Raw genomic sequence first — 15,937 nt, 5'->3', positions numbered from 1 at the left:
GGATAGTTAGAAAACAAAAAAGCCCACTAAGTTGAACCTTAGTGGGCTTTAGAACCAGTATATAGCGTTATGCTGTTACCGATGAAACATTATGATTTAGCGAGGCGATTTGCAGTCCAAACATAAAGCAGCTCAAGCGCAATCGTCGCACCAGCTAACGCTGTAATTTCGCTTTGGTCATACGCTGGAGAAACCTCTACAACGTCCATACCAACCATGTTGATGCCCTGCAAACCGCGGATGATTTTCAGAACTTTATCTGAGTTCAAACCACCACACACTGGCGTGCCAGTACCCGGCGCAAATGCAGGATCCAGACAGTCGATATCAAACGTCAGATACACTGGCTTGTCACCAACAATACCTTTCACTTGAGCAATGATCTCGTCCACACTCATGTCATTCGCTTGCATCGCATTAATGACGTTGAAGCCGTGACCTTCTTGCTTATACTCCGTGCGAATGCCGATCTGCACCGAGTGTTCTGGCGAGATAAGGCCTTCGTTTGGTGCATGGTAGAACATGGTGCCGTGGTCGTAACGGCTGCCTTGGTTGTAGGTGTCGGTATGCGCGTCGAAGTGGATCAACGCCATCTCACCGTACTTCTTGCCGTACGCTCTAAGCAAAGGCAGTGTAATGAAGTGATCGCCACCTAAACCTAACAAAGTTTTACCACTGTTTAGAATCGCATCAGCTGCTGCTTCCAAACGTTGAGTTAGGTCTTCTGCATCACCACAATCAAATACAAGGTCGCCAGCATCAATCACCGAGGTGTGTTCAAATACATTGAAGTCCCAAGGGAATTTTTTGCCTTCCCACGCCAAGTTAACTGACGCACGACGAATCGCATCAGGGCCCATACGAGCACCCGGTCGACCAGACGTCGCCATATCTAACGGCGCACCTAGCACAACCACATCAGCATTATTGTCGATTGGGTTCTGCACCAATGGACGGCGCATAAACGTCATCGCATTGGAATACAGCGAGTAATCTGGTTTCGTAAATAGATCGTTCATTAAAAATCCTCAAGATAGGTATAACCCATCAAGCCTTGCTCTAACTCTTCAAGTACGCTTTGCTGCTCTTGAGCTGGTACTTTAGCCGTTACCAATTCTTTGTAGTTCTGACGAATTAGGTCCATATCAATGTGAACGTAACGCATCATGTCTTCTACTGTGTCGCCTTCGTTGATGTAGTCAATGTTCGCTTCTCCGCTCTCATCAACATTCACCACAACACTGTGCGTATCACCAAATAGGTTATGCATATCGCCCAAGATCTCTTGGTACGCCCCTACTAGGAAGAAGCCCATCAGGTATGGTTCATCTGGGTTCCACGCTGGTACTGGCAAGGTTGTTTCAATGCCTTGACCATCAACATACTGGTCAATCGTACCGTCAGAGTCACAAGTGATGTCCAACACCACAGCACGACGCTCATCCGCATTGTCTAAACCGCTCAGTGGCAATACAGGGAACACCTGATCAATACCCCAAGCGTCTGGCAATGACTGGAATAGTGAGAAGTTCACGAAGAACTTGTCTGCTAAACGTTCGCTCAACTCATCCAAAATTGGACGGTGGTAACGGTTCTTTGTGCTCATACGAGTGCTTAGCTCGTAGTTGATACGCAAAGACATCTGCTCAGCCCAAGCACGGTGCTGAAGGTTCAGCATACCGGTCGCAAATTGGTTGTGTGCTTCGGCAATATCACTCTGCGTGTCGTTGTAGATCTCAATCAACGCACGGTCATCGTTACCAGCATCGAGCTCTAAGAAGTTCTTCCACATGTTGTTAAGCAACAGTGGTGCGTCTGCTTCTGGCGCTGCCATATCTTCCGGTGAGTAGCTTTCAGTACCAATCACGTTGGTGATCAACACAGCATGGTGCGCAGTCAGTGAGCGACCAGACTCAGAAATGATCACAGGTTGTGGCTGATTATAGAGCTTACAAATGTCCCCAACTGTCATCACGATATTACGAGCGTACTCAAGCAAGCCGTAGTTCATTGAGTTTGAAGATTGGCTGCGCGTGCCGTCGTAATCGACCGCCAAACCACCACCAACATCTAAGAACTTCAGTTGAGCGCCAATATCACGCAGTTCACAGTAGAATCGAGCTGCTTCACTCACACCGTTGCGCACGTCGCGAATATTCGCCATTTGCGAACCTAGGTGGAAGTGTACGAGCTCTAGAACATCCAGCTGGTCTTCTGCTTTCAAGCGTTCGATAACGGTAAGCACTTGTGATGCAGACAAGCCAAACTTCGACTTCTCACCACCGCTTGCTTGCCATTTACCTGCACCTTGAGAAGCAAGACGGATACGTAAACCCAAACGAGGTTTCACACCAAGCGCTTTCGCTTCAGAAAGAACAAGATCAAGCTCAGACAATTTCTCTAGAACGATAAATACCTTGTGCCCTAACTTCTCGCCAATCAGCGCAAGACGGATGTATTCTCTGTCTTTGTAACCGTTACATACGATCACAGAGCTCGCTTTTTGAGCCAACGCCAATACCGCTAATAGCTCAGGCTTGCTGCCCGCCTCTAGGCCTAGCTGCTTCTGCTCTAATTGAGCTTGGCTCGCTAAGATCTCATCAACCACTTCTTTTTGCTGGTTAACTTTAATCGGATAAACAAGTAGGTAACGGTTGTCGTACTGATACTCTTCGATCGCTTGGTTAAATGCGTTACAGATATTGTGCACACGCTGATGCACGATTTGAGGAAAACGCACAAGAGCAGGCAAACCAATATTTCTTTGCTCTAACTGTTTTACGATCTTACTTAGTGGGACTTGATGATCCGTTTCGCTCGGTGATACATACACTTCACCGTTATCATCAATGCCATAAAAACCTTGGCTCCAGTGCTTTACATTATACTCAGCACGGATGCGTTCCAAATTAACCGAATTTTCCAATTCTAGAGACCTCACACTATAGGGCCATCGACAGAAGATACCTCTTTGGAATAGCGAGGTATAACCCAACAAAAAGCGTTCAAAAACGATTTGTTGGCTGCATTAACCGATATTATTAAGAGTGAGTCCAACCATTGATATTTGTGGTTACGATTACGTTTTTTTATCGACAGATCGACTTAAAGTGGCAGGTAAGGAATTACAAGGTTTTAGGGTAAAAAACAGGCTGAAGCGCATTAAATATAAAGCAATTTCTCACATAAAATTAGGGAGACAAAAAGTGTAGGAACCATAAGATTCTTAGTAAATTGAGTGAGGTTAAGTCAGAGTTGTGACAAATATAAGCACTTCCCAATCTGAACTTTCACTATCACTGCCATAGCGGGTGTCCCCTAATTCAATGCCGATTAATACTTCCTTCCTCCAACTAAAAATCGCTCACTTCAATGTTTTAACCGCTCAATTATTGAACTTTTCTTGCGCATATCTTGTATTCGGCTAGATATTCTTGTAATTTCAACCGACCAACCAATCGGTCAGCATTCAAATTTAGGGGATACTATGAGTCATAATCTAGACCTTGAACCAAACACGTCGAACACCAACGACATGGATCAACTGTTCAACCGACAAAAAGATCACTACCGCAATAATGTAAATCCGACACTAGGACAGAGAAGAGCCGATCTCGCAACGCTCAAGTCATTACTAATGCGTTATCAAGAAAAGTTGATTGAGGCAGTATCAGAAGATTATGGCCATCGAGCAAAGCACGACAGCTTAATCGCTGACATCACCCCTTCCCTACACCAAATCAATTACAGTGATAAAAACCTTAAGAAATGGTTGAAGCCTTCACGACGTAAAGCCGGTTTGATGCTAACACCAGCTAAGATTACTGTTCATTATCAGCCTGTGGGCGTGGTCGGTATTATTGTTCCTTGGAACTTCCCGGTGATGCTCTCTTTAGGTCCTCTGATCACAGCGTTGGCGGCAGGTAACACGGCAATGCTTAAGATGTCTGAGTTCACCCCTGCAACCAACCGTGTGTTAAAAGCGATGTTGGCAGAAGGGTTCAGTGAAAATCAGGTTGCGATTATCGAAGGCGAAGCGGATGTTTCCGCAGCATTTAGCCAGCTGCCGTTCGACCATATTCTATTCACTGGGTCGACGGCTGTAGGAAAGCACGTTATGAGAGCTGCAGCCGCGAACTTAACGCCAGTGACACTTGAGCTAGGTGGAAAATCTCCAACCATCATCGCTCCTGATTTCGATGTCGCTGACGCCGTTGAACGTATCTTGTTTGCCAAGAGCTTGAACGCAGGTCAAATCTGTGTCGCACCGGATTACATCTTGCTGCCACGAGAGAAAGTCGAGGCATTTATCACCGCTTACAAGCGCTACTTCAAGAAGCTCTATAAAGCGGGAATTGAGAGCAAAGACTTAACCTCAGTGGTTAACATGCGCCAGTACAATCGATTAAAAAGTGTGGTTGACGATGCGAAGTCAAAAGGTGCTGTGATACACACCGTCACCGAGCAGGCACAAGACGACGTGAACCATAGAATGACACCGCACCTTCTCACCGAAGTGAATGATGACATGGTGGCAATGCAAGAAGAGTTGTTTGGCCCTGTGCTTCCTGTCGTGCCTTATGATTCGATTGAAGAAGCGATAAGCTACATCACCACTAGAGAACGTCCACTTGCGCTGTACCTAATGAGTCACGATAAACAGACTCAAGACCGATTCTTATCAGACACACACTCAGGCGGTGTTTGTATTAACGACTCTCTAGTACATGTAGCAGCAGAAGACGCACCGTTTGGTGGTATTGGCCCTTCAGGCATGGGACACTACCACGGCATTGAAGGCTTCAAAACGTTTAGCCATGCGAAAACCGTGTTGACTCGAGGCAAGATCAACTTCACTAAGTTGATGCACCCTCCATACAACAACCCAATCAAAAAAATGATGTTCAAAGTACTGAATCGATGATTACAAAAAGGCAAAAAATCCTAGATGCTGCGCTCCTACTCTTCTCTCAACAAGGGTTAGAGGGCACATCTACTGGGCAGATAGCGAAGACCGCAGGTGTAGCAAAAGCGACGCTATTTCATCACTTTGAAAACAAATCTCTACTGATTGATGAACTGTTTCGTGAACTGAAAGTAGAGCTATTTTCTACTCTTGACCAGCACGCAGAAGTCGCTGAACAAAACCGCTATCAAGCCTTTAAATTCATGTGGATGACAGGGATTGAGTGGGCATTAGAAAACCCAGTCGCCATGAAGTTCTTCACCAATGTTCATTTTGACCCAACGACTCAAACTCGTGAAGTCATCGTGTCGCAGATGTTCGCATCACTCGATGACATCGTACTGAAAGGACAAGAGGCTGGTGAGTTAATGGTGTTAGACATTAATCTTGTTAGACACTTCATTCACAGCCATTTTTTGATTTGTGCAAACTGGCTAATCGAACAGGACGAGTTATCGCAAGAGCAATCAGCCAAGTACATCAATGATAGCTTTGATATGTGTTGGCGTGCCATTGGTGGTCAAGCGCAGTAACTCCCAAAGTGCTACAGCTCGATAAAGCAGACAGGCACCTAAACAGTTAGATTAGTTAGGCGAGTATTGTTGCGGATACTCGCCTTTCTCAATTGAGACAAGTAAACTACGCGCCTCGAACATCTATTCATAAGGCTAAGGTTTGCATACTCTAGAACAATTAAAATCAGGGCAACTTAAAGGTATTAAGCGCTTAAAACTATCAGAAGGTCTCACTGAGTTTCCATTAGAAATATTGGATCTCGCCGATTCACTAGAAATTCTGGATCTTTCGGGGAATCAACTATCAGACTTACCTGAAGAGTTATCACAGCTGACTCACCTGCGTATTATCTTCGCGTCAAATAACCTATTTACGCACCTTCCTGATGTTCTTGGGTCACTTCCTAAACTTGAAATGATCGGTTTCAAGACCAACCAAATCAAAACCGTGAGTGAAGAGTCTCTGCCACCTCAATTACGCTGGTTGATCCTGACAGATAATGCAATCGAGGTTCTGCCTAACTCACTGGGTGAAAGACCAAGACTGCAAAAGCTGGCACTCGCAGGCAACCAGCTTCGCGCTTTACCTGAGAGTATGGAAAAGCTATCCAACCTCGGACTGGTTCGCTTGTCTGCAAACCAACTGACGGAATTCCCAGAGTTCCTTATTAAGCTTCCGAAACTGGCTTGGTTAGCCTTTGCGGGTAATCCATTTTGCAAACACCCGAGCAGCTTAGATAGCGTGCCAGCGGTGAGCTCGCAATGCTACTCATTGAACCAAGTGCTTGGCCAAGGCGCATCAGGCGTGATATCTCATGCTAATTGGTCAAACAGTGATTTTGATTTCCCTCAGGAAGTGGCAGTTAAAGTATTCAAAGGCGAAGTAACAAGCGACGGCTACCCACATGATGAACTGGAAGCGTGTCTTCAAGCTGGTCACCATAGCAACCTAGTGAAGTCTATCGCTCAAGTGGACGAGCAAGATTACCTTGCGTTGGTAATGGAGCTTATCCCAAGCAGCTATTACAACCTAGGCTTGCCACCGACACTCGAGACTTGCACCCGTGATACTTTCCCAGAAGATTTCGAACTTCCAATCGCGCAAATCGACAACATCGTTACTCAAATGATTGATGTATTTAATCACCTACACGACAACAAGGTGTGCCACGGTGATTTGTATGCGCACAACACCCTAGTCAATAAGCAAGGCCAAATGATCTTTGGTGACTTTGGCGCTGCAACTATCTATGGCTACCTAACTGAAGAACAGCAACAAGGCATTCGTCGTATCGAAGCTCGCGCATTAAAGTACTTTATTGATGACTTGCTAACGGTTTGCGCGAAACAAGATGTTGGAAGTGAACTGCACTCTCGCCTAACAAACTTTGAAGCGTAAACGCCGTAGATAAACAGAACTTAAAGAATGCTAACGCTTAGTTAGCTTCGCCAGAAACAACAAAGCCAACATCACTGTTGGCTTTGTTGTTTCTGGGAATATTGCTCACTTTAGTAAGCTCGATGAAAGGAGTTAACACTCAGCTTGCACTAGCTTCAGATACGAATGCAGGTCGCCGTTCTTATGTTCCACCGCTGAATGGATATTAAGATCTGCCCTAGCAACAACCGCAAATTGATATCGGTTATCGCCCTTAGTAATCTCAACGTGCAATAAGCCGTCTTTTAACTGCCATTGCCCTACCGTTTTAAAGCGGTCAAACAAACGGTACTCCGTTAGAGTGCCATCCGCTTTAAAATGCACTTCAGTAATGTAACCACCCGGGCAGCTTTTTACCCAAACACGGTTTTCAATATCACTGATAACAAAGTCGCGCTTGGTTGCACGCCAAACTAAAAACGCTTCGCTGTCGTAAAGATCGATGTCGAGATCGGTACGAGGAATTAACGGCTGGTCAGTTTGCTCACGACAATAAAGTTGAAGCAAGATTTGCTGCTTAGTGTCGCTCGAGAACTCAGTCATAATCCCTCCTATCTATCCAAGAACTGTACTAAACGTGCGTTGTTAGCGATTAAACCAGCTCGTAAGAGACAACGTAAAGCTGAGAAATACCTGGGTAGATATCTTGAATCACATCTTTCAGAACTTGCAGCGTCATGTTCTCTTGTTGTGCATGAAACTCACCCAGTTCATCGAACAGGATTGGTTCTACGCTGATGATCTTAAGATTACAGAACACGCGACCTTCTTCTAACGTTGATACTTCAACAACGCTACCGGGTTGGTAATCGCGTTCAGATTCATCGCGAATGGTAATGGTCTTTTTGCCAGAAAGGATGTCAGCTTCAAAACGTCCAAAGAACGTCATAGTAGTTGGTGCGGTCATTTATATCGGTCGCTTAACATTTAAAGGTTAGGTAGATGTTTATATACCAGAATGCCAGATCAAGCGAATAAAAATTAGATGCGAGAGAATATGGCAGAGCCAAATAGCAGGCAATAAAAAAGGAGAACCGAAGTTCTCCTTTTCTTAAACCTTTAAGCTAACTCTAAATTATAGAGATGCTTTCGCTTTTTCAACTAGAACAGCAAATGCTGCTTTGTCGAATACTGCGATGTCAGCAAGAATCTTACGGTCGATCTCGATAGATGCTTTCTTAAGGCCATTGATGAAACGGCTGTAAGATAGACCATTTTGACGAGATGCCGCGTTGATACGTGCAATCCAAAGTTGACGGAATTGACGTTTCTTGTTGCGACGGTCACGGTAAGCGTATTGACCAGCTTTGGTAACTGCTTGGAAAGCTACGCGGTAAACACGTGAACGTGCTCCGTAGTAACCTTTAGCTTGTTTTAGAACTTTCTTATGACGTGCACGAGCTTGTACACCACGTTTTACGCGAGGCATTATGCTTCTCCTAAACTAAACGAATTTATAAACTAAAAAGAATTAAGCGTATGGCATCATACGTAGAACTTGAGCAACTTCACATTTAGGAAGGATCGAGTTCGGACGTAGCTGACGCTTGTTCTTAGTAGTACGCTTAGTCAGGATGTGACGTTTACCAGCGTGCTTAAACTTAATACCACCAGCAGTTTTCTGGAAACGCTTAGCAGCACCTTTGTTGGTTTTCATCTTAGGCATGATGAATAACTCCGCATTGTTGAGTTGTTAATAACATAGTAATTAGGGCGAATAAAACCCCGCAACCTGAGGCTGCAGGGTTTAATTACTTGCAAAGCCGTTAATTACTTCTTTTTAGGGGCCAACACCATGATCATCTGGCGACCTTCAATTCTCGTTGGGAAAGATTCGACTACTGCAAATTCTTCAGTATCCGCTTTCAAACGATTAAGAACGTCAACACCGATTTCTTGGTGAGCCATTTCGCGGCCACGGAAGCGAATTGTTACCTTCACTTTGTTGCCGTCTTCTAGGAAACCAGTCAGGTTGCGTAGTTTTACCTGATAGTCTCCAATATCAGTTCCAGGTCGGAATTTAATTTCCTTGATCTGAACCTGCTTTTGCTTCTTCTTCTGCTCTTTCGCAGCTTTGCTCTTCTCGAAGAGGAACTTACCGTAGTCCATCACACGACAAACTGGCGGCTCGGCGTTAGGGCTGATCTCTACAAGATCCATACCAGCTTCATTTGCAGCTTCCATCGCTTCAGCGATTGATACTACACCAACAGCTTCGCCGTCTGCGCCAGTTAGACGCACTTCACGAACGCCACGAATGTCACCGTTTAAACGGTGCTGGTTTTGTTTGGCCGGTTGTTGGCCACGTCTTCCGCCTTTAATAGCTATTCCTCCAGATTGAGCTTACGGCTTGAAACCTCGGCTTGGATGTATGAAATAAAGTCATCCACTTTAAATTTGCCAAGGTCCTTACCTTTACGTGTACGTACTGCAATTTCGCCGGCTTCCATTTCTTGGTCACCACACACAAGCATGAACGGTACACGTTTCAAAGTATGTTCGCGGATTTTAAAGCCAATCTTCTCATTTCTCAAGTCTGCTTTGACTCTAAATCCACTTTTTTGCAGTTTTTTCGTAATTTCTTGTACATATTCAGACTGTTTGTCTGTAATGCCCATTACAACTGCTTGTTCTGGCGCCAACCACGTTGGGAAGAAGCCAGCGTATTCTTCAATAAGAATACCGATGAAGCGTTCTAGTGAACCTAAAATCGCGCGGTGGATCATAACTGGCGTGTGACGCTCGTTATCTTCACCTACGTAAGTCGCACCTAAACGTTCTGGTAATGCAAAATCGAGCTGCACTGTACCACATTGCCAAGCGCGGTCCAAACAATCATGCAAAGTAAATTCAATCTTAGGTCCGTAGAACGCACCCTCGCCTTCTTGAATCTCGTATGCAATGTCCATTGCCTCTAGCGCTTGCTTAAGGTCAGCCTCTGCACGGTCCCACATTTCGTCTGAACCTACACGCTGTTCTGGACGAGTAGATAGCTTAACAACGATGCTTTCGAAGCCGAAAGTTGTGTAAGTATCGTAAACCATTTCAATACAAGCTTTAACTTCTTGTTGAACTTGGTCTTCAGTACAGAATACGTGAGCATCATCTTGAGTGAAGCCACGAACACGCATAATACCGTGAAGTGCGCCAGACGGCTCGTTACGGTGACATGAGCCGAACTCAGCCATACGTAGCGGTAGATCACGGTAAGATTTCAAACCTTGGTTGAAGATTTGAACGTGACCAGGACAGTTCATTGGCTTGATAGCGTATTCACGGTTCTCAGAAGAAGTTGTGAACATTGCTTCAGCGTACTTATCCCAGTGACCAGAGCGTTCCCAAAGAACACGGTCCATCATTAATGGGCCTTTAACTTCTTGGTAATCGTACTCAGTCAGCTTCTGACGAATAAATACTTCTAGCTCACGGAAGATAGTCCAACCGTTATGGTGCCAGAACACCATGCCTGGTGCTTCTTGCTGCATGTGGAATAGGTCAAGCGCTTTACCGATTTTACGGTGGTCACGTTTAGCCGCTTCTTCTAGGCGCACAAGGTGAGCTTTAAGCGCCTTCTTGTCGTGGAATGCAGTGCCGTAGATACGTTGAAGCATCTTGTTGTCACTGTTACCACGCCAGTATGCACCTGCTACGTTAAGTAGAGTGAAGTGCTGGCAGAAGCTCATGTTAGGCACGTGTGGACCACGACACATATCGATGTATTCTTCGTGATGGTACAGGCCTGGACGATCGTCTTTAGAAACGTTCTCGTCCAAGATTTCAATCTTGTAAGTCTCGCCGCGAGCTTCGAATGCGTCGCGCGCTTCCTGCCAGCTAACTTTCTTCTTAACAACCTGGTACTTGGTCTTCGCTAGCTCTTTCATGCGCTTTTCAATCTTTTCTAGATCTTCTTGCGTTAGAGAGTGCTCAAGGTCGATATCGTAGTAGAAGCCGTTATCGATAGTAGGACCGATCGCCATTTTCGCTTCTGGAAAAAGCTGCTTAACCGCGTGGCCTAAAAGGTGAGCACAAGAGTGACGAACGATCTCAAGGCCATCAACTTCATCTTTAGCTGTGATGATTTCTAGGCTTGCATCGTTTTCGATAAGATCACAAGCATCAACACGCTCGCCATCTACACGACCAGCAATGGTTGCTTTCGCAAGACCAGGACCGATTGATAGGGCAACATCTAGAGTTGATACAGGGTTGTCAAATTGACGCTGACTACCGTCAGGAAGAGTAATAATTGGCATTATTTGTCCTTTACAGTGGTGTTGCACACCAAGCAACACATGAAAATTATTTAATATATTCAATTCAAAAAGTTAGAAAACTTAATGGGGATATATGTAAGAATTGGTACAAATTTAGGCACAAATACAGATGCGCCTTTATAAGTACCGGGGCATTGTAGCGAATTAACATGAAATAACAATGCTGCACTTAAAGCAAAGCATGAGAACTATGTCTTTATTTCTTTCTAGGCTAAATCATGTTTCAGCAAGTATTGTACTCTATTGGGAAGAAGTTTCTTCTACAGCAGGGTCGGTTTTGGAATTGGCCCTCTCGCGATAGTTAATGAAGTTCATATACTTAGGCATAGTCGATCGCAACAAGACACCACCATTTTTCTTCTCTCCCGCGACACCGAACATAATAAAGTGAGAGCCCTTAAATCGTTCTAAGGAATTCAGCTTATAAACTCTCATAACGTCTTCTTTTAGCTCTTTTGGCAAGATTAGAGATGGATCTTTAGGCCCCCCATAATTGAGAAATAGGGTCCCATCTTTATTCTCTTTATAGTTATTAATCTCTCCCCAAAAAATCTGCTGAGTTCTAAAGTCATCTTCTTTGATTTTTGAGACTTCAACTAAGTTGTCCCTAAGCATACCATTGAGAAGCTCACGCCCTGAGTCGGCGGTAATCTTAATAGTTTTACCTTCACCATATTCTGGGTTTTTAACCAAATAACTTAATATCTGACGTAAAGATTTACTATCCGGAAAATCACTATTCTTACCTCCTGCTTTTACGGCTTGTGGAGACGGGGTCCAATTATGTTCCTCATCTTGATGCTTGTCCGCTGGCGTTGATACTTCAATAGAGTCATGTTTAGTTTTATCAAGGTTTACATGTATATCGGTATTACTTTTTTCCAGATCATCGTCGTGAGCTTCATTTTCCATATCTTCAGCAACTAACATCGATGTTGCCTTCTCACACCCTTTTAGATGATGTGCATTAAAGCAGGCAGCGCGAGTTACCTCTCGAACTGTATAAGATTTGGTGTGCCAAGCTTTCTTTTTGCACTCTAAGCATCTAATCAAGCCTTGATACTTATCGATATCTTTCTCGAAAGTTTCGGTATCAACTACTGAACCATCAGATTCAAATTCCACATATCTCATACACAGCCCCTAAAAATCATCTACATACATATATAACCAAAACGAAATGAATACATCTAGTTTCATACATTTATATAATTTTAAAAAACTGTGTCGATCACAATTTGAGCTAATCCTTAAACTCACTCTTTAAACTCAATCTCTTGATTTAATGCCTTCCTAGCCTCATAATTAGACTTCACTGGCAAAATCCAGTGGCGGGATTGGTCCCCCGTTTAGAGTTAAATCTCATTGTACAGGCGCATAGACGCCAGCTTATTGCTGGTTTTTTTATGCGTGCGATTCAGCACACCCAAATAATGGTGGGCTGATCGGGGCAGCTTCGGCTGGCCGTTCCCTGTGCAGCGGTAGGACCAACCTCGGTCAGTTCACCACCCAAAGATTGGTCCCTTTGTGTGGTGGTTAATACCTGCTATACACAGGAGGCAATCATGCCTAACCAAATCAATGTACCTTTCCACGGTTCAAACCTAATCGTTATCAACCACGATAGCGAGGCCCACATACCAATGAAGCCAATTGTTGAAGGTATGGGTTTAGATTGGAGTTACCAATCCCGCAAACTTGGTAGTAATAAAGAGAGATGGAGTGTTGCTGTTATAGCAACAGTTGCTCAAGATTCTAAAAACCGCGATTTACTCTGCATCCCGCTTCGAAAACTCTTCGGCTGGCTCCAAACACTCCAACCTAATCGAGTCCGCAAAGAAATCCGCGACAAAGTGATCCAATACCAAAATGAATGTGATGATGTTCTTTGGCGATACTGGAACCAAGAAACCAACCAACTCCCCACCCCAAGTACAATCCCTGTTACCACCAAATTTTTAATGACATTAGAAAATGGCCGCGTGATCGGTACTGTCCCGATGGGTGATGATGTGATGGTATTCGAGCGTTCAAGGCTTCCAGAATTGCTACGTGAGCCTGGTTACTTTTCTATTGAGGATTACGCGAAAATTGCTGAGACGGCGAATTCTAGGTTGGCAATGTTGTTAGCGGCGAAGGGAAAGAATTGTTGAATTGAGTAAATAAAGGCACCAATTGGTGCCTTAGTCGTTTGTATGACTCTTCTACTTTCAACAACTTACATAACTCGCCTCACAACATTCGGGCTAGCTTCATCAATCTTTACCCAAGTAGGAATAAATTGGGCATCTTTAAATGACAGTTTACTTTATGTTCATTTTCTGGCGACCAAATGAAGATACTCTAAAAATCGCCACACTGATTATTAGATTTCACTGTCATCATCATCTGACACTGTTGAACGGAGATCTCCGCTATCTACCAACTCATCAACAGAAGAATTCGGATAGCGCTTAGCATCCTCAGCAGCCCTCATAAGAGTAGAAGAATGTAATAATCTTTCTGCATTTTCTAATGCTCTCTCAACCGCCGATGGATGCGCCAAGTAATTTGCATTCTCTAATGCCCTCTCTAGCGCCGATGGATGCGCCAAATAATTTGCATTCTCTAATGCTTTCTCAACCGCCGATGGATGCGCCAAGTAATTTGCATTTTCTAATGCCCTCTCTAGCGCCGATGGATGCGCCAAGTAATTTGCATTTTCTAATGCCCTCTCTAGCGCCGATGGATGCGCCAAGTAATTTGCATTCTCTAATGCTTTCTCAACCGCCGATGGATACGCCAGATGATTTGCATTCTCTAATGCCCTCTCTAGCGCCGATGGGTACGCCAAATGATTTGCATGTTCTAATGCTTTCTCAACCGCTGACGGAGACGCCAGATAATTTGCATGTTCTAATGCCCTCTCTAAATTTGATGAGTATTTCTTATTCGTCAGCTCTTCCTTGGCTACCGCATCAAGATATTTACGACTGGCAGAGAGAGCTTCAGCTTCAACTCCTACACCTTCAGAAACTACATTAACTTCGTCTATTGCTTCTTCAGACACACCCTCTTTTAGGTATCGTTGAGCACTAGCTAAGAAACTACCGAGAGAGTAAGCATTAAAACTCTGTAGCTTAGTTTCACTATAAATTTCGTCTATTAACTCCATCCTAAATCCGATAGTTTTGCCTTGACTGATTTGCCACCAGTCCTCTTTATTATCGTCGGTAACAAAGATTAAATGAGTTTTATCTTCATTGTTTACATACTGGAGGATTTGCTTCCAAACGATTAAATCACCGAATTGCCGTTCATAGCTCACCCCTCCGTAAACATATTTATTATCTACCTCTTTCTCTTTTATGGCATCTTTATAACCTGGGGGCGTGAACGCTTTATAACGAGCCCGACCATCATCCATAATTGTTTTAATTGCATCTTTGTCAGGCTTATTTCCAACTCTTCCAGTCAACAGCTTTTCGATACGTGAAAGCAAATGATCTTCCGATTCAACTTTTAAACACTCATTTTCTTGAGTATCTAGTTCTTTTAGGTAGTCATTTTTGAGCTTGTTGATGCCGTCAAGCAAAGAGTCAGGATTAATATGGCTATGACGCTTTTTCAACTGTAGAGCACTTAACTCTTTAGTTAATGTATTGACTGCTTTATCAATTGCTTTACGAGTTTCATTGAACTTTTTGTGTTGCCCACTAATTACGCTCAGACGATTACGATGGAACTCCAAAGCTACATGATATGGTATCCATATACGCTCTTGTATTAGCTCCATTAACTTTAAGACTTCTTCACATGTAGTGGATTGATACTTATACACACTATGAAGAACGTTGGTATCTAGAACGAACACCGCATTTTCCCACAACTCTTTTAGCTCATCTTCATTTGGCTTATTGAAGCTACGAAATAGATCCTTCATTTACTTTTATCCCTGCGTTATGCATCACGTTTATGCATTAAGAATAAATGCATGCGTTCTATAACTCAATGGTGGTGGTGACCATACAACCCGAAAAATTTTTATTTCGCGCGGTGTGGGCCCGTTTGAGAATAAAAGCGGCCCCAAAGAACCTAGATCGTAACAGTGCTGTGTAATATTGTTATAAAACAATTAGATAGATAAAAAATGTGTACTAATCTTTTCTGTTCGGATAAGATCCGTCATGTACAAAGGAGCGGCATCACCTTTATCCAGAGAAAAATTATGAACTTAGCTAACATAGCCAATTTTGAGTTTCAAACATCAGACTTCATAGCTCTTCACCTCAAGCAGACAGGTATAAAACTAAATTGGGATAGCGCAAATGAAATTCTTTCTGAACTTTGTGCGCCAGCTACCTTACCATCAAATATTAAGAATAAAGTCTGGTACAAACGTCCGCCAAGGCCAGTTACAAAGAGAAACTTTATGGGCCAGCATACATCTCGCAAATAACGAGTTTCAACTCTTACTATAAATGAACGTCATTCCACCCTCCTGTGGGATGACGTTAGTTCTTTTTAGATATCTCCTTTCAAACAATGTTCTCAATAAAGAACTTGCCCAACTCGGTGACAAATCACATCGCTCAGCAATAAGTTGCGCTGTCACTTCTTCACCCTGCTTTATTGAATCCAATACTCTCAATTGTGTCTTACTCAACCTCACCCATTTCACCTGGTGCGGAGCTAGCCGCGCAGCAGCCGCTAAAGCGTGACTAACCTCACATTTTCTCTCAAAATTACCCATACTAATACTGTC

At 43.8% G+C, this 15,937-nt stretch carries 15 protein-coding genes; 4 read left to right on the top strand and 11 right to left on the bottom strand.

Annotation, left to right across the window (positions count from 1 at the left end; translation table 11 throughout):
- Positions 1–89: 89 nt before the first annotated feature.
- Both speB and speA read right to left on the bottom strand, forming a co-directional pair.
- Positions 90–1,019 carry an agmatinase gene (gene speB, locus QQ041_RS15460; RefSeq protein WP_285954381.1) on the bottom strand — a complete coding sequence of 310 codons (930 nt, stop codon included), beginning with the start codon at positions 1,017–1,019 and terminating at the stop codon, positions 90–92.
- Positions 1,019–2,926 carry an arginine decarboxylase gene (gene speA, locus QQ041_RS15455; protein WP_105057850.1) on the bottom strand — a complete coding sequence of 636 codons (1,908 nt, stop codon included), beginning with the start codon at positions 2,924–2,926 and terminating at the stop codon, positions 1,019–1,021. Before speA ends, speB begins: the two co-directional genes overlap by 1 nt.
- Before the next feature lie 561 nt (positions 2,927–3,487).
- On the opposite strand from speA, the gene QQ041_RS15450 reads away from it, so the two are divergent.
- The 3 genes from QQ041_RS15450 (at position 3,488) to QQ041_RS15440 (ending at position 6,880) form a co-directional block, all read left to right on the top strand.
- Complete coding sequence (locus QQ041_RS15450; protein ID WP_285954380.1) at positions 3,488–4,924, top strand: coniferyl aldehyde dehydrogenase; 1,437 nt, start codon at positions 3,488–3,490, stop codon at positions 4,922–4,924.
- Positions 4,921–5,499 (top strand): TetR/AcrR family transcriptional regulator, encoded by a 579-nt coding sequence (locus tag QQ041_RS15445; RefSeq protein WP_146489905.1) that lies wholly within the window; start codon positions 4,921–4,923, stop codon positions 5,497–5,499. Before QQ041_RS15450 ends, QQ041_RS15445 begins: the two co-directional genes overlap by 4 nt.
- Before the next feature lie 142 nt (positions 5,500–5,641).
- Entirely contained in the window at positions 5,642–6,880 is a 1,239-nt protein-coding gene (locus QQ041_RS15440; RefSeq protein ID WP_285954379.1) for a leucine-rich repeat-containing protein kinase family protein, read from the top strand.
- A 132-nt stretch (positions 6,881–7,012) separates the two neighbouring features.
- On the opposite strand, the gene QQ041_RS15435 is transcribed toward QQ041_RS15440, so the two are convergent.
- The 7 genes from QQ041_RS15435 to QQ041_RS15405 form a co-directional block, all read right to left on the bottom strand.
- Positions 7,013–7,462 (bottom strand): hypothetical protein, encoded by a 450-nt coding sequence (locus tag QQ041_RS15435; protein ID WP_285954378.1) that lies wholly within the window; start codon positions 7,460–7,462, stop codon positions 7,013–7,015.
- A gap of 49 nt (positions 7,463–7,511) precedes the next feature.
- The gene (gene yqfB / locus QQ041_RS15430) at positions 7,512–7,826 is read right to left on the bottom strand and encodes a N(4)-acetylcytidine aminohydrolase (RefSeq protein ID WP_017055195.1); all 315 of its coding nucleotides are present in this window, start codon (positions 7,824–7,826) and stop codon (positions 7,512–7,514) included.
- Positions 7,827–7,994: 168 nt separating this feature from the next.
- Positions 7,995–8,348: a 50S ribosomal protein L20 gene (rplT, locus tag QQ041_RS15425; protein ID WP_004733517.1), complete on the bottom strand. Its 354-nt coding sequence runs from the start codon at positions 8,346–8,348 to the stop codon at positions 7,995–7,997.
- A 42-nt stretch (positions 8,349–8,390) separates the two neighbouring features.
- On the bottom strand, positions 8,391–8,585 hold the full coding sequence (gene rpmI / locus QQ041_RS15420; RefSeq protein WP_004738430.1) for a 50S ribosomal protein L35: 195 nt from the start codon (positions 8,583–8,585) through the stop codon (positions 8,391–8,393).
- 104 nt (positions 8,586–8,689) lie between these two features.
- A complete protein-coding gene (gene infC / locus QQ041_RS15415) occupies positions 8,690–9,241 on the bottom strand; it encodes a translation initiation factor IF-3 (protein ID WP_076654893.1) in 552 nt (183 codons plus the stop codon).
- A 2-nt stretch (positions 9,242–9,243) separates the two neighbouring features.
- Positions 9,244–11,172: a threonine--tRNA ligase gene (gene thrS / locus QQ041_RS15410; protein ID WP_016768282.1), complete on the bottom strand. Its 1,929-nt coding sequence runs from the start codon at positions 11,170–11,172 to the stop codon at positions 9,244–9,246.
- A 261-nt stretch (positions 11,173–11,433) separates the two neighbouring features.
- Positions 11,434–12,327 carry a hypothetical protein gene (locus tag QQ041_RS15405; RefSeq protein ID WP_171762483.1) on the bottom strand — a complete coding sequence of 298 codons (894 nt, stop codon included), beginning with the start codon at positions 12,325–12,327 and terminating at the stop codon, positions 11,434–11,436.
- A 431-nt stretch (positions 12,328–12,758) separates the two neighbouring features.
- On the opposite strand from QQ041_RS15405, the gene QQ041_RS15400 reads away from it, so the two are divergent.
- Positions 12,759–13,346 carry a phage antirepressor N-terminal domain-containing protein gene (locus QQ041_RS15400; RefSeq protein ID WP_285954377.1) on the top strand — a complete coding sequence of 196 codons (588 nt, stop codon included), beginning with the start codon at positions 12,759–12,761 and terminating at the stop codon, positions 13,344–13,346.
- 212 nt (positions 13,347–13,558) lie between these two features.
- Here QQ041_RS15400 and QQ041_RS15395 read toward each other — a convergent pair whose 3' ends face one another.
- Complete coding sequence (locus QQ041_RS15395) at positions 13,559–15,115, bottom strand: PIN domain-containing protein (RefSeq protein WP_285954376.1); 1,557 nt, start codon at positions 15,113–15,115, stop codon at positions 13,559–13,561.
- A gap of 522 nt (positions 15,116–15,637) precedes the next feature.
- Positions 15,638–15,925, bottom strand: a complete 288-nt coding sequence (locus QQ041_RS15390) for a helix-turn-helix domain-containing protein (RefSeq protein WP_285954375.1) — start codon at positions 15,923–15,925, stop codon at positions 15,638–15,640.
- Positions 15,926–15,937 lie beyond the last annotated feature (12 nt).

Origin of the sequence: Vibrio sp. TMPB1044 (genome assembly GCF_030442075.1) — a bacterium.
GTDB lineage: Bacteria > Pseudomonadota > Gammaproteobacteria > Enterobacterales > Vibrionaceae > Vibrio > Vibrio satsumensis.
This window is presented reverse-complemented; position numbering and strand designations above follow the sequence as displayed.

What these genes read in the sequence shown, in the direction of transcription:
- speB (WP_285954381.1), bottom strand. Translation starts at nt 1,019, where the DNA reads ATGAACGATCTATTTACGAAACCAGATTACTCGCTGTATTCCAATGCG.
- QQ041_RS15450 (WP_285954380.1), top strand. Translation starts at nt 3,488, where the DNA reads ATGAGTCATAATCTAGACCTTGAACCAAACACGTCGAACACCAACGAC.
- QQ041_RS15445 (WP_146489905.1), top strand. Translation starts at nt 4,921, where the DNA reads ATGATTACAAAAAGGCAAAAAATCCTAGATGCTGCGCTCCTACTCTTC.
- QQ041_RS15435 (WP_285954378.1), bottom strand. Translation starts at nt 7,462, where the DNA reads ATGACTGAGTTCTCGAGCGACACTAAGCAGCAAATCTTGCTTCAACTT.
- yqfB (WP_017055195.1), bottom strand. Translation starts at nt 7,826, where the DNA reads ATGACCGCACCAACTACTATGACGTTCTTTGGACGTTTTGAAGCTGAC.
- rplT (WP_004733517.1), bottom strand. Translation starts at nt 8,348, where the DNA reads ATGCCTCGCGTAAAACGTGGTGTACAAGCTCGTGCACGTCATAAGAAA.
- rpmI (WP_004738430.1), bottom strand. Translation starts at nt 8,585, where the DNA reads ATGCCTAAGATGAAAACCAACAAAGGTGCTGCTAAGCGTTTCCAGAAA.
- thrS (WP_016768282.1), bottom strand. Translation starts at nt 11,172, where the DNA reads ATGCCAATTATTACTCTTCCTGACGGTAGTCAGCGTCAATTTGACAAC.
- QQ041_RS15405 (WP_171762483.1), bottom strand. Translation starts at nt 12,327, where the DNA reads ATGAGATATGTGGAATTTGAATCTGATGGTTCAGTAGTTGATACCGAA.
- QQ041_RS15400 (WP_285954377.1), top strand. Translation starts at nt 12,759, where the DNA reads ATGCCTAACCAAATCAATGTACCTTTCCACGGTTCAAACCTAATCGTT.
- QQ041_RS15395 (WP_285954376.1), bottom strand. Translation starts at nt 15,115, where the DNA reads ATGAAGGATCTATTTCGTAGCTTCAATAAGCCAAATGAAGATGAGCTA.
- QQ041_RS15390 (WP_285954375.1), bottom strand. Translation starts at nt 15,925, where the DNA reads ATGGGTAATTTTGAGAGAAAATGTGAGGTTAGTCACGCTTTAGCGGCT.